The following is a 13,578-nucleotide window of genomic DNA, read 5'->3' as shown; positions in this document are numbered from 1 at the left end:
TGCTCACCGGTAGTGAGCGGAACCGAACTATTGGTTTTGTGTTCATTAGAGCCTCTGTTTCAGGACAATCGGTTCCGTATGGCAATCGTCGTATTAAAAACCCGCCTGATTTTGCGGTCCGTTGGAGTGGTTGTCGCGCTGTTATAGGTATACGGTAACGGCTGAGCGGCGAGGTTATCGTCAAGAGTGACTGCCAATAGGCTGAGGCGAATACTGATGACCTTGGACATATCAGCCACATTATTTGCCGATACATAATAATTGGGGGATCCATCGGGCGTTGAGTCAGTGTCTACGCCGTATAATATCTGCATCTTTTCAATGCCTTCCACCAATTCTTCGGCATCGTTTAAATCAACTCGACGATAAAGTGAAGGTTGATTATTTGGGTTTGTCCTTATGTAATAACGAATCGTATTGATTGGGTAAACTTGGCCGTTAACATAGGTTTTAAGTAGATCGGCAGTCGAATTGCCCGGCGGGCAACTACCACCAGTCGTATGCGAAAGAACATTTCCCGATATAGCGCTGACTTGAAATACGGCGACATCAGAGCAGTCGGAGACCACCGCCATCGAACAGCTATTTGCATTTGATGAGTTTAAAAAACCTGCGTTTGCCAAATTGGCGGTAGTGGCGGTTGCGTCCAGCGTAAGGTCTGAGGAATTTAAAGCTTGAGTCGTCACAGTAAAGCTTTGATCAGCCGCCCTGCGAATGGTAATCACATCGGAGCCGCCGAGCGGTAATGTGATTTGTGCTGTAGTTATGTCGGGTGACCATGCCGAACTGGATGTTGATTCAAAACCGTCAATTGCCCTGTTGAAAGCATAAAGATGGTCCGTTGGTGTAAGTAGGGTATTAGTCGGTATCGCTTGGCTGCTGCATCCTATGAAACCTGCCATACGAATATTGTTGGAAAGAAATTCCATTGCAAACCGCCCGTTTTCCTGCAACCTGGATAAGTTTTCCTGCATTCTGTTGGTTTGTTTGCTGCCTGTAAAAATTTGCAATACTCCACCCAACAAAAATGCGCCGATCAGCAAGGCGATCATGATTTCTATCAGTGTCATGCCGGATTGATAGGGTTTATTTTTCATAACTTAAAACTTGTTTGGAAGTTCGGATTATTGTTGTCATTACCATCCTTATCGTCATCCCAACTGACAGTAATGGTAAAAACACCAGCTGCAATGGTTACAGCTCCCGTGCCGCCGGGTAGGCTTTTAGTAAGGGCAGCGTTCCAGTCAAAGAGATCGTTTGCCGCCATGTCGGATGAAGTACAGCCGGTGGTTGTCAGGCAATCAGCTTTTGCAGAGGCTGCGCCGGTCGTATATGTGGTCGTTGCGAGTTTATTGGCGCGCATTCTGTCCGCCAAGTCATAGGCCAGTTGCGTGGCTTGGCTGCGGTAATAGGCGCTCTGGTTATTTCTAAGACTGGTTGCCTGCAAGCCCGCCAAACCAAGTAAGCCGACTGCGAGCACCAGCATAGCTATTAAAACTTCAATTAGGGTAAATCCGGAGTTTGTTTTCATGTTCCAGTGCATTAAGGAATACAGGATGTAATATTGGATGCAGCAGACGCCGTAGTATTAGGAATTCCATCATTATTGTTATCTAAACCCATTCGCACCCGTCCGATTGAATTAACAAGGATAAGCCTGGATGTATTGGCTTCTGGAATACCATTACCATCGCTGTTATCGCAAACGACAAAACTGCCGAGAGTGTTACTTTGTCCGGATGATGTAAATCGAATAAAGTTTGAAAAATTGTTGCCACGTAAGGTATAGGAGGACTTTAATGGGCTATAGGTCCTGAGAAGAACATCTCCGGCTTCGAAATTGCCGTTGCTGTTGGCATCTGTAAATACATCCCACCCGTCCTCCCAATTTGCTCCAGAGCCTCGGTTGGTAAATGAATTGCTGTCAACTTTACGTACGGTTACCGATGTGCCTCGCTTTACCGCCTCGCTACGCGCTAAACTTAATGCTGTTACCAATTCATTGGCGTAGGTTGTCAACCGGTTGCTGGAGATGGTGGAAGTAAAGCTGGGAATGGCAATCCCTATCAGTATACCCGCGATGACGATAGTGATCATCAACTCAGGCAGGGTAAATCCTGCGTTGTGTTTTTGCCGGCTGTGCATGATTTTGCGATATTCCATTGGCTGTTTGTTTCTGCTTGGAAACATTAAGGTAATGCGTTGTTGTCAGAATTGATTCGTATATTTAAGTATAGCTAGGCATCGGATAACTCGCCACTCCCGACATCATCAATGCGTTGATCACCAAAGACGATATTTTTCTGATTGATTCATCGTATCTACTAGTTTGGTTTCAGCTAGAGACAGTTTGATTGTACTATCCGTTTTTTATGGGTCTGTTAATTGCCTCACACATTACGGCAAATTGAATTCAATGAGAATTATCTATCGATAAGATAATTAAGAGATTGTACGAGATGAGGACAACAAATATAGGTGTTTTAAGCAATGGCGGGAGCAGCGAAGCAATCTACCGCTGACAATTGCCACAGAACACCGTTGAACGATTAGTTATTCTGATTTCTGTTAACGGCTGATTACAATTGACACACGGCAACTTGGCACGACCATAAACCCTAAGTTGTTGCTGAAAATAACCGGGTTTTCCTGCTTCATTGACAAAATCTCTCAGTGTTGTGCCGCCTTGTTGAATGGCTTGCTGTAAAACCACACGAATACACTCAGCCAGTTTCTGATACCTCGCTAAAGAAATTTTACCCGCATGGCGGGTAGGCTGTATGCCAGCCATGAACAAGGCTTCATTGGCATAAATATTCCCCACTCCTACAACGATATGACTATCCATAATGAACGACTTTACCGCTGTTTTTCGGTTTCTGGATAGAGAATAAAGCAGTTCGCCATTAAAATCGGATAATAACGGTTCGGGGCCTAAATCCTTGAGCAATTGATGTTCGGCAGCAGGTTCCGTTGTCCATAACACTGCACCAAATCGGCGTGGATCGTTAAAGCGCAGCACCGTTCCATCATTAAATACAAAATCTATATGGTCGTGCTTGCCGGCTGCTTGGTCAGTGGACATAATCCGTAAGCTACCGGACATACCTAAATGTAAGAGCAGTGTGCCGGGAGTGGTGGAAAACAGCAGATACTTTGCTCTTCTGGAAACTGATTGAATGCTGAGTCCTGGTAAGATTTGATTGAGCGCTTCTTCAGGAACAGGCCAGCGCAGTTTTGGCTGGCGGATGATGACCTGTTTAATAATTTGTCCTTCGATATGCGGCGCAATGCCTCGGCAGGTAGTTTCAACTTCGGGTAGTTCAGGCATAAAGTAGGTTTTTATTACTGTCAGGGCTGCGTTCTGTAAAGTTTAACATGGATGTGGATTTGAGTTTCAGGGTGTTCCAATTTATGTTGATGGATAGACTATTTGTGTTTCGGCATCAATCCGTACCAACTATTCAGGATATGTTGATTGAGCTCACACTTTTACAAAATAGATTAAATTAATTGCATAACTAATTAGTTTTAAAGAGAAGTATTTTAAAGTTTAGGCTTTTTAATCAGTAAAAATGGATTATAATCAACCTGTACTTAAATCGTAGGCTCGTTATAAAGGTTTTCTCGCTTTGTTTTTGAGAAGCCGCTATTTTGTTTATTGCTAGCCTAAGGTAGCGTTAAGTTTATTTGTCACAATATTCATTTACTAAAAGAAGAATACGATATGAGCAGTGTTTTGGTGATAGGCAATCATGTGAAAGTTCAGGGAATGTCCAATGATTTTAAGATACTCTCTTATAACTTTATTTTAGATGGCAGTGTTGAAATGATTTTGGAATCAACGGAAGGCAATAGATTTTTCTTAAAGCGTAGAAAATCGGAAATCTCCGATATTGAGCATGAGTATAATTTTGACGCTGGCTCTAATGATGAGAATTACAGCCATTAGTGCGTTTTTACATTTTTGAATACTCGCTGCTGAGGGGCGTACGGTAGTGGACTGGTTTATCTGGTAAGACGCAAAAAGTAGTAACAGGTTACGCCTTACTGGGTTTAATACGAGCAGAAGTCCGGTTATTTTAGACTTGCCAAATCAATAACAAAGCGGTATTTCACATCACTTTTTAATACGCGCTCGTAGGCTTCATTAATTTGCTGGATCGGGATGATTTCGATGTCTGAAGTGATACTGTTTTCGGCGCAAAAATGGAGCATTTCCTGGGTTTCCTTCAGTCCACCAATTAAAGAACCAGCAATACTGCGACGCTTGGTAATCAAATTCCCGACAGCCGGTGACGGATGTGGGTGATCAGGCAAACCCACTAAACATAAAGTACCATCGCGCTTTAGTAATGCCGTGTAATTGTCCAGATTATGCGGTGCAGCCACGGTGTTAAGAATAAAGTCAAAACTGGCAAGGTGCTTTTGCATTTCATCCTGATTTTTGGAGATTACCACTTCATCAGCGCCGAGCCGTTTAGCATCTTCTGTTTTGCCTGGTGAAGTGGTGAAAAGTACAACGTGTGCGCCAAATGCATGGGCAAATTTTATCCCCATGTGACCAAGCCCACCTAAACCAACGATGCCGACTTTGTCTCCCTTGCCGACCTTCCAGTGCCTTAATGGAGAATAAGTGGTAATTCCCGCACATAACAATGGAGCTACAGCTGCCGGATCAAGTTTATCCGAAACATGGAGCACAAAATCCTGATTAACGACGATCTGCCTGGAATAGCCGCCGTAATTACTGCCGCCAGTATATTTATCGGGGCTGTTATAAGTAAATACGGCGTTATTACAGAATTGTTCCAGATTATCGTGGCAATCCGGACATGTCCTGCAGGAATCAACCAGACAACCCACGCCAACAGTATCTCCGGGTTTAAAGCCGATTACCTCATTGCCCACTTTTGTCACTTTGCCAACAATTTCATGGCCGGGCACCATGGGAAACACCGAATTACTCCATTCGTTGCGCACTTGATGAATATCAGAGTGGCAAACCCCGCAGAATAGAATTTCAATCTGGACATCGGTTGGCATGGGATCACGCCGTTCAAAACTGAATGGTACCAGTGGAGAGTTGTAATTATGTGCGGCATAACCAATAGTTTTTTGCATAATAGCCTCCGAATGTAAACAGTGATCAATAGTTACTATTTTTAATATGGATTAATCTTGATTTAAACTAAATTAATCTAGAAAACAATATGATAATGACTTTTTTAGCCGCCTATGATGATTGACAATCAATATTGAATAACAGCGATACGGCTTAATACATAATAATTAAGAAGACCAAAAATCCACTTTATTCAGAGCAAAATCTAAGCCGAGCATTTGTCTGGATTTGGCTGGCTGTCGCGGTAATAACCCGTTGGGATACGAAGAGATTATTCAAAGAAAATAAGCTCTAATTGTTTGTTTTTTTTAGAATATATCTTTCAACGCTTGCGGGAAACTAAAGCAGTTGATGAATTATATATTTAACTTCTTTTAAGAATCTATTAATAAAAAGCTTTTAAAATTGAATTCCTCGCTTAGAACTGTCGAGAATAAATGCACTAATAAAAGTTCAATTCAAAACAATTTCATACATCATATTACAGGATTAATATTATGAAGCGTAATCACATTTTCAACAAAGCGTTAAATCTGACTCATCAAGAAGTAAATAGGAAAGTAGCTATTCATGAAGCTGGACACGCAACGGCCATTTATCTCGGTAATAAACAAAAAAATCTACCGCCTATTTTTTTTCAGATTTTTATAACTCCGGGGTATAGCGACTTTCAGTCATCGCGGTTCTTAAGTAAACCTAACAATAAATATATTGCAAATATAGACGGCGGCCGCTTAATTCATACGCTACCATTCTCAATTGAAGAAGTAACAAGCGGTTTTTCTCCATCACAGATAAGTGCTTATCAGCGGGCTTTTGAAGCTGATATGATTAATATATTGGCAGGTCCACTGGCTGAAGCAAAATATCTCGCTTTGCAAGAGGGAAAGCAGATTAGTCCTAGCCACATACATTTAAACGACCTGCATTACTTCGGCGGTGCTTCCGATTTGGAGAGCATCAACGAATATCTTGAATGTTTTCCTATAAACTTGGAGCTTAGGCAACAAAAAATCACAGAATTATTTTTGAAAGCATTCAGCTTTATCAATGAAGAATCAAATTGGCGCGCAATTACTACCTTGGCGGACTATATTGTGAATAAAGATAAAAGCGTCATAGAATGCAATGAAATTATCGACGTTCTGGAAACCGTTAATATAGTTTCTGTTTGTGTAAAAAATAATACATGAATATTGTCATTATACCGTTTGTGCTGATTAATTAACGTCAATTATGAATCGTGCCTTATTCTACATACAGGGCAGACATGTTGACCATTCGACGTGCAAAGCCAGCCATTTTCAACGGCATCGGCAATTTCTCCTTCAATCCATGCACGACCTTCAGTAATACGTCGACCAGTAGGTTCACTTTCCCGATTCACACGTCGGAAATCTACTGCCTTTAATGCTCGTGGGTTGCAAATATCGCAAAAAATAATTTTTCGTATGCTCATAATGATGTTTAGAATGACTAGAGAATCGAATTAACAGCCATTAACGAAAAATCCGTTTTTTGGTGAATTGAGCAGTTCATTCTTTTGTTTTAAATAATATTAAGTAAAGCATGAGTAATTATAAAACTTCTTTCAGAATAACAGTATTCGAGTTCAATATACAATCCGTATGAATACTTATATTTAATAAAGTATATTATTTTATTAAATATTAAGTGGCGATTATAAAAAATAATCTAGTATTTAAAACGCCGTTGTCCTCAAATAATATTCTCCGGTATCTTAATCTAACTCAGGCTGGATACAATATAAAAGGTTTTGTTTCGCAATACTCTGGATTTTATACAGATAATAGAGAAGTCGAGCTCATGACTATTGATTTAGAATATTTGTTGAGGAAGAGAGACGATTATTAAAGATGATATTAACATAGGCGGATTCAACTCCGAAGTGCAATTCAAGTCATCATGCGGCCTCTTGCTTTGGTTCAGCAATAAATACCTCATGCGGTGTTTTAAAATTGAGCGTTTTTCGAGGACGATGGCTGAGCTTATGCATGACAGCCTCAATCTCGTCATCGGCTATATTCTCAAAGCTGCTCCCTTTGGTAAAGTATTGTCTTATCAAACCATTGGTATTTGTAATGGTCAAGTAAAACCGGACACTTTCTTAAGCAGTCTTCTTATAGAATTCCCGCTCAAATTCCAGCGGGGATCGGTCGCTGCGAGACAGGAGTCGAGTAGTCCCCAGAAGCGATAGTGCATGTGTTTTCACGAAGCGCTTTTTGCGTAGTGAAAATGCAGGCTTTCCGACATCGCGTCGAGTCATTGGAGAACATGTGAGCTACCCTTATTTGGGTGGCGATCGAGTGACTAGGACGGCCGGGCCGCCGCAGCATGAGCGGTCGCGTGGTTTTTGCCGTCTATTTAATCCTGAATTTTTCGTAGTTAAGTTGCCCGTGTTTTAAGCTTCGAAAAAAACGTTCTGTCGTGAGTTATCCCAACAGTTACCTTTACGGCTCATACTTTGTTGCATATTCATTATCCCCCAGTGTGCTCGGTATTCCTAGCTTGCGTATTGACTGCCCCGATCAGAATGATGGAGTAGACCATGCTCGGGTTTTCGCCTCCAAAATGCCATCTGCAAGGCATTGACACACGTGAAGTCCGCAGGTGATCCTCAATCGGCCAGCCCACCACCTGCCTTGAAAATAAATCGATAACAATAGCGACATAGAGCCAGCCTTCAAGCATCCAGACGTAAGTAATATCGGTGGTCCAGACTGTATTGGGCGCAGCCACATCAAATTGCTTATTCAAGTGGTTCGGAGAAATCGCCTCATGATGATCGCTGTCGGTGGTGATTTTGAATCGTTTTGGATAACGCGGTTTCAAGCCCAATTTCCTTATCAATTGCCTCGTTTTATAGCGCTCGACCTGAATATCTTCCTTTATGAAGGCTTCGGATAAACGGCGAGAACCATAAACTTGCTTATTCTCGTCAAATAGCTGAACCGCCTTAGCTTCCAGCTGTTTTTTGCTGACCTTTTTTGTCCGTTTCTTCAGGCGCTTTGGCCCACGCATAAAAGGCACTGGTGCTAACCAGCATGACTTTACACAACACGGTAACGGGGGAAAGTCTTCTGTTGCTCTCGAATAAATCCGTATTTTATTGGAGCTCTTTCGCAAAGAAGACTGCGGCCTTTTTTAGATATCACGTTCCATTCGCAATTGTTCAACTTCTTTGCGTAAGTGCAATAACTCGTCTTGATCGGTCAAATTCAAGATTTTTTTCTTGGTTGCAAATGCGGTTGTTGGACCTTGTTCCTCTCGCACCCCGCGCCTAGGAGCACTCAGCGTATACCCAAATTATCGGCTGTCTGCTTGTGCGTATAATCTTTTTCGTTAACTAATTTGGCCGCATCTTGTTTAAATTCAAGTGTGTATTAGGGGCGTTTATGTTTAATTTGATTATTCATGTTCACCTCTGATGAGATTATAAATCTGTCTTTAGAAGTCTCCGGTTTAATTAGACCATTTCAGTCCCCCGCTGATTGCCAACAGGCAGCCTACAAACTTTTATTTGAGATGCTCTCAATTGCTAGAGTCGAGTTAATCCATTTAATATTGACAAGCGTTACGATAAAGCTCACATTGTCACGCAACTAATTAAATATGCTTAATATCTAATTAGTTGCAGGCCTAATAAAAATAACTAAAATGAGGTTTATATTACATGAAATTATTAAAAAGCGCTGTCGTAGCGACTACATTGGCACTTTCTTTAGGATCTTTTTCGGCTACTGCTGACGTCTGTTTGGGCATGGCATGCATGTATAATCGAATGACTCCAATTGAAGGAATTGATGCTACTGTAGGTCAAGTTAATCAAGCCTTGAAAGCTATCAGTGACAATGCCGGTGACGATGTCATTATAACCAATATCAAAGAAGCATTAACGGTAAGTAAAGAAATCAATGCTAATGATAAAGTTGACCGTAACCGTAATCGGGCTAATGACTATTTGAAAAAAGCTCGAGCAGCTGTAAAAGACGGTGATTTGATTAAAGCAACAGAACACCTAAAAGAAGCTGAGAATCGCTTTTTAGATCTTAAAGGCATGATCGACTTAAGCCTAGACGATAGAGTATCGCAACAGACCCCCATGATAAACCGTATTTTGGACACACCCGATAGATAATGCAGTCTTGTAAGTCGGGCATGCTGCTTATGCCCGATGTTCACCTTATTTAATCAACGCCATATCTTATGTGGCGTCTGAGATATCCTCTTCTTCGTTCAACGCAACGACGAGCAAACCTTCCTGCCGGATCATGGCTTTAAAACCTTTCATTACAGGCCGGGAGATGGCCGTTTCTGCCAGCAGACGTTTTTCGTAGATGATGTTTTTCATGGCATCATCAAGCTGCGCACGGGCTTGCTCAATCAACAGGTGGAGAGTTGTGTCCAGCAGATGGCCGGGTTGTGTTTTCACCTCGTCATAAAGCAGTTCCATGACCCGTTTTTCCTCTGTCCGCATTTTGCATTTGCCGTCGAGGATTTTCAACATCACGGTAGTCGCGCAATCAACATGGATCGGGGCTAAGGGATGGGCCAACGCCCAATGGGTTACGTCATCTTTGGTCATACGTCCTCCTTATCGGCGGTTCTTTGCACATGGTTTTGTAGTTTATCTTCAATTGTCGGGCTACGAAAAGATGTTGGCCGACTTACTGAGGTGTCACCGATAGAATCAAAATACGCTCGATATTTAAGCCGATGATCAATTTTTCGTGCATTTGCCAAGTTTATTATTCTTTGTTTTTGCTGTTCCGATGCCTCTTTCCACTGAAGAATTTCATCAATGCTGCGAAAGCAACCAAGGCAGACATCTTCCTCATTTAAGCAGCAGTTTCTTACACAGGGCGAGACAATATTTACCAACGAAGAATCCCTTTGTAGCAAGCGATTATATAGATTCTTTATATCATCCATGATTGCCTCACTCTAGGCAATAGGTTCTAAAATTTCCTAACGGTATAGCTCCTCTATAGTCAGTCTTGTCGGGCGTGTTGTTTATGCCCGAACATGCACCTGCTTCAATCCAAGGTTCCCTGTTCTTGCAGTAATAACTTGGAGCCTTGCTTTACTTCCAGTCTACCGTCATCCCCAATGAAGTATGTCGTTTTGCCATTGTGAAACTCATAACCTTCATGATGACAAGGCGTTTTTCCGGGGCCATCGCCTTGATCATCGGGGCAGTAACGCATTAGCTCACGCCCTTTCAAATGAATGGAATTTTTGTTCTTGCGATTGACACCGACATAGGTGACATCGTCGCACCCGACCACAGCCTCTTCGCAGTTTATCGTCAGAGTGATTGCATAATTTTGTGTTGTAAGTGTGAGCGTAGTGGCGGCATCTGATTGTGTTGCAAACAACAGTAGTGTAATAACGCTTAGGGAGGATAAAAGTTGTGTTCGATTTACAGATGTTGTCATTACATATCCTTGGTTGATGTGTTTCTAAGTTTTGTAGGTCAGGCATGCTGTTTATGCCCGACGTTTGTTTTCAAAGCGCCCTTGTTATTGTCGTCCAAATTTGGCTCTACCAGACGATTGATGTGTCAACACTTTTTCAGACACCACGTTAAGCGGTTTTTAGCTGCATTTTGTAGTCCACTGGCGACAAATAGTTATTGGCAGAATGAAGTCGTTCACAGTTGTAAAGCTCCTCAATATATTCGAATATATCTTGCTTAGCCTCAACCTTGGTTTGATAGCGCTGATGATGAACCCGTTCTGTTTTCAAGGCATGAAAGAGCTTTCTGAGACGGCATTGACATTCAGCAATTGCCTTTGCGGCTCATACGTACTTCATTTTTACACAATCTGGACCAAAGGAGGGTTAGTTTAATTCAAGAATTTTTTGCGTTAAATTGTGAATATTGGATGTTGTCTATATCCGTTTATAATGCATAAAAATTTCAGCATCTTTTCCAAGCCGTTTGACACCACTATGCCCGCGTGAGCTTATCCTATGATCCTGAAACAAAGATATATTCAAATGAAGTTTGATTGCCATCTGGTGGGGGCCTACACATGATTACTCTGCGCTCGATTTTTTTCAGTATACTGTTTTTTTCGCTGTTGCCACCCTGTGCCATAGCTATGCCAAACACGCATATTTATGTGATTGTGTCCCTGGTCGACAACATATCACAAGGCATCGAGCCTGTTCCTGCAAAAATTGGCAATGGCGACGATCCATACAACAATCTCTATTGGGGCGCGGCTTATGGGGTGAAAACCTTTTTGAGCAAGGCAAATGGCTGGAGAAAGTTGGGCTGCGAAAAAGATATTAGCGACACCATATTAGAACGCTGCCAGTTTGCCTGGGAGGATAAGCTTACCGTTACCGCCGATGCTTATCGCGGCAGCCGGATTGATCAGGCGATGCTTGACTTTATGCAACAGGCAGCTACTCCGCCTAATACAACCAAACGTGAAATGGTGGTGTTCATCGGCCATGATGGCTTAATGGACATACAAAACCAGCCAATCATAGAACGCTTTCCGAAACATGCCCGGCACGAAAAACAAGCCGTTGTCCTGGCCTGCATGAGTGAGGAATATTTCTCCGAGCACTTGCTTGCCGCAGGTTCAAAGCCGGTGGTAACCACGTATAGCTTCATGGCGCCTGAAGCCTATGTATTGGATGCGGTTGCACGTGGTTTTGCAAACCAGGCGAGCGAGGTGGAATTACGCAGTTCGGCCGGCACCGCTTACGCCAAATACCAACGTATCTCAGCAAAAGCGGGAAAGGCAGTTTTTGGCGCAAGGAATTTAAACTAGGCCTATAGGATGGATGTGTCGACGATAAGATGGGCGTGCTTGGTCCATCTTATCGTCGGGGGAGTTTTAGTTCTGAACCACTCAGATTGAAGACTAAGCATGGAGGAATGGGAATTAAAGTAGAAACATTGCTACGGATGATACTGTTAATCACCAGCAAAACTTATCAGGTAACTGTAGAAATATTTTCCAGGCATCGAGATTACCGCCCGCTAAATCAATACCCTACATATATTGAGCCGCTGGTAGCGTCCGTGTCCAGAGCTGGAAAGTGAATAGCATTGATTTACCCTGTTAGGCTTCAAATCTTTTAAAATGTATTTTACAGAATGTTTTGATACCAACCTTGTTGATGAGAGCCTTACGTTGAACAATATCCTGAACATCCGTTTTTTGGTCTCTTTGCTGCTTCTGTGGATTTGTGCGGCCGATGCTTACAGTGATGAAAGTCACCTAATATCGTGCGGATCCTCCGCAAGATTGAGCGACTTAAACTTGCAGCAACCGCCAAGGCGAGTGCTGCTTGTACCTTTGCTAAGCAGGGTACCGCACACGACTGAGAGTCCAAGGTGGTCTGAGCAACCTGCCCGCATTCTGGAAGCTTTTTACCGGAATCGGTTTAATGCAGCCGTTACTCAATTGCGGGATGTCTGGAGCTGGACGGATTATTTCCAGCAGGTCGAGCAATTGGTGCGGAAAGCGCCTCCTTTCGACCGGGTTATGTTTATCAGTCATGGTGGTTTCGACGGTCCTGTACTCGAAAACGCCGTGTTCTGGCAGGACCTTCAGGTAACTGGGAACAAAGGTAAATTCCTTCAATTTTCCGAGGCGCAACCGGGAATTAAGAATGTAGTGTCCCTCACCTATGATACCGAAAAAAACCGAGTATTCAGCGACTATATGACCACGCGCTGGCCGGAGTTGGCCCCAATGAAATCGACCGACATCTGGCATCTGCTTAAGGGGCTGGAAAAGCAGATACAGCCGCTGGATTATGTTTGTTTTCAAAATTACTGTTCGCCGGAGAAACTGGCTACAAGCCCCGAACAGCAACGCGGATACCGGCTCGAACTCTGTGAACTCATTTGCCGAGATCCCCTGTTCGAACAAAAGACATCGGTTGAAATATCCCCTGAACGGTTCTTTCATTTCACAAAATCCCTGAGTTCGTTGGTAACAACAGATGGCCTGATTTTCTTCGGCGCCTGCAATCCAGGCAGTGCGGCTCCGCAGAAAGTAGTGGAGCCGGATGAAACTGAGTTGCTAATCAACTCAACCCTTGGTGGTGGGCCGCACAAGAGTTACGTGCATTTGGTTAGCGCGGTAACCGATCGGTTCATCGCCGGTCCGATAGGAGAAAGCAGCGCCGAGGACATTGTAAATCGAGTTATCATGTTCGAAGCCAGTCGACCTCAACACAATTTATGCATCGTTGCTCCTACGGCAAAGTGATCATGTAGAAAATCCTAGATTTAGAAGGGTGATAAGTATCAGTGCCTTAAGTTGAAAATCATAACTGTGTTTTGTATAAACGGAATAATTAGGGATAAATTGTAATAGTTCAGACTTAAATGTGAATTAAGAGTTAACGCGTAAATAATTCCAAAAAAACATGGCGGCGGCCAACTTGCCGAAGACATG

14 protein-coding genes and 1 pseudogene are annotated in these 13,578 nt (G+C 42.8%); 5 read left to right on the top strand and 10 right to left on the bottom strand.

Annotated elements, in window-relative coordinates:
- Positions 1-59: 59 nt before the first annotated feature.
- The 4 genes from V7051_RS17095 to mutM form a co-directional block, all read right to left on the bottom strand.
- The gene (locus V7051_RS17095) at positions 60-1,097 is read right to left on the bottom strand and encodes a PilW family protein (RefSeq protein WP_333876974.1); all 1,038 of its coding nucleotides are present in this window, start codon (positions 1,095-1,097) and stop codon (positions 60-62) included.
- Positions 1,094-1,531 carry a type IV pilus modification protein PilV gene (gene pilV, locus V7051_RS17090; protein WP_333876975.1) on the bottom strand — a complete coding sequence of 146 codons (438 nt, stop codon included), beginning with the start codon at positions 1,529-1,531 and terminating at the stop codon, positions 1,094-1,096. The genes V7051_RS17095 and pilV overlap by 4 nt, the downstream gene beginning before the upstream one ends.
- A gap of 11 nt (positions 1,532-1,542) precedes the next feature.
- Positions 1,543-2,163, bottom strand: a complete 621-nt coding sequence (locus tag V7051_RS17085) for a GspH/FimT family pseudopilin (RefSeq protein WP_333876976.1) — start codon at positions 2,161-2,163, stop codon at positions 1,543-1,545.
- A 349-nt stretch (positions 2,164-2,512) separates the two neighbouring features.
- The gene (gene mutM / locus V7051_RS17080) at positions 2,513-3,331 is read right to left on the bottom strand and encodes a bifunctional DNA-formamidopyrimidine glycosylase/DNA-(apurinic or apyrimidinic site) lyase (RefSeq protein WP_333876978.1); all 819 of its coding nucleotides are present in this window, start codon (positions 3,329-3,331) and stop codon (positions 2,513-2,515) included.
- A gap of 396 nt (positions 3,332-3,727) precedes the next feature.
- Here mutM and V7051_RS17075 point away from each other — a divergent pair, with 396 nt between their 5' ends.
- Positions 3,728-3,952 carry a hypothetical protein gene (locus V7051_RS17075; protein ID WP_333876979.1) on the top strand — a complete coding sequence of 75 codons (225 nt, stop codon included), beginning with the start codon at positions 3,728-3,730 and terminating at the stop codon, positions 3,950-3,952.
- Between the two features lie 125 nt (positions 3,953-4,077).
- On the opposite strand, the gene V7051_RS17070 is transcribed toward V7051_RS17075, so the two are convergent.
- A complete protein-coding gene (locus V7051_RS17070) occupies positions 4,078-5,124 on the bottom strand; it encodes an NAD(P)-dependent alcohol dehydrogenase (protein ID WP_333876980.1) in 1,047 nt (348 codons plus the stop codon).
- Between the two features lie 498 nt (positions 5,125-5,622).
- On the opposite strand from V7051_RS17070, the gene V7051_RS17065 reads away from it, so the two are divergent.
- The gene (locus V7051_RS17065; RefSeq protein WP_333876982.1) at positions 5,623-6,318 is read left to right on the top strand and encodes a hypothetical protein; all 696 of its coding nucleotides are present in this window, start codon (positions 5,623-5,625) and stop codon (positions 6,316-6,318) included.
- Between the two features lie 1,306 nt (positions 6,319-7,624).
- On the opposite strand, the gene V7051_RS17055 is transcribed toward V7051_RS17065, so the two are convergent.
- A complete protein-coding gene (locus V7051_RS17055; protein ID WP_333876984.1) occupies positions 7,625-8,167 on the bottom strand; it encodes a DDE-type integrase/transposase/recombinase in 543 nt (180 codons plus the stop codon).
- A 652-nt stretch (positions 8,168-8,819) separates the two neighbouring features.
- On the opposite strand from V7051_RS17055, the gene V7051_RS17050 reads away from it, so the two are divergent.
- Positions 8,820-9,284, top strand: a complete 465-nt coding sequence (locus V7051_RS17050) for a hypothetical protein (RefSeq protein WP_333876986.1) — start codon at positions 8,820-8,822, stop codon at positions 9,282-9,284.
- 66 nt (positions 9,285-9,350) lie between these two features.
- On the opposite strand, the gene V7051_RS17045 is transcribed toward V7051_RS17050, so the two are convergent.
- From V7051_RS17045 to V7051_RS24715, 4 genes and pseudogenes are all read right to left on the bottom strand, one after another.
- The gene (locus V7051_RS17045) at positions 9,351-9,731 is read right to left on the bottom strand and encodes a hypothetical protein (RefSeq protein ID WP_333876988.1); all 381 of its coding nucleotides are present in this window, start codon (positions 9,729-9,731) and stop codon (positions 9,351-9,353) included.
- Entirely contained in the window at positions 9,728-10,078 is a 351-nt protein-coding gene (locus V7051_RS17040) for a DUF1289 domain-containing protein (RefSeq protein ID WP_333876990.1), read from the bottom strand. Before V7051_RS17040 ends, V7051_RS17045 begins: the two co-directional genes overlap by 4 nt.
- 104 nt (positions 10,079-10,182) lie before the next feature.
- Positions 10,183-10,584 (bottom strand): hypothetical protein, encoded by a 402-nt coding sequence (locus tag V7051_RS17035; protein WP_333876992.1) that lies wholly within the window; start codon positions 10,582-10,584, stop codon positions 10,183-10,185.
- Positions 10,585-10,732: 148 nt separating this feature from the next.
- Positions 10,733-10,952: pseudogene (locus V7051_RS24715) on the bottom strand (IS3 family transposase); the annotation flags it as partial.
- A gap of 301 nt (positions 10,953-11,253) precedes the next feature.
- Here V7051_RS24715 and V7051_RS17030 point away from each other — a divergent pair.
- Positions 11,254-11,937 carry a hypothetical protein gene (locus V7051_RS17030; RefSeq protein ID WP_333876994.1) on the top strand — a complete coding sequence of 228 codons (684 nt, stop codon included), beginning with the start codon at positions 11,254-11,256 and terminating at the stop codon, positions 11,935-11,937.
- Positions 11,938-12,417: 480 nt separating this feature from the next.
- Positions 12,418-13,389 (top strand): hypothetical protein, encoded by a 972-nt coding sequence (locus V7051_RS17025; protein ID WP_333876996.1) that lies wholly within the window; start codon positions 12,418-12,420, stop codon positions 13,387-13,389.
- Positions 13,390-13,578: the final 189 nt, after the last annotated feature.

The sequence above is a fragment of the Methylobacter sp. genome (assembly GCF_036845245.1).
Classification (GTDB): domain Bacteria; phylum Pseudomonadota; class Gammaproteobacteria; order Methylococcales; family Methylomonadaceae; genus Methylobacter_A.
Note: the sequence above shows the minus strand (reverse complement) of the source record. Positions and strands in the feature narration are given on the sequence as shown.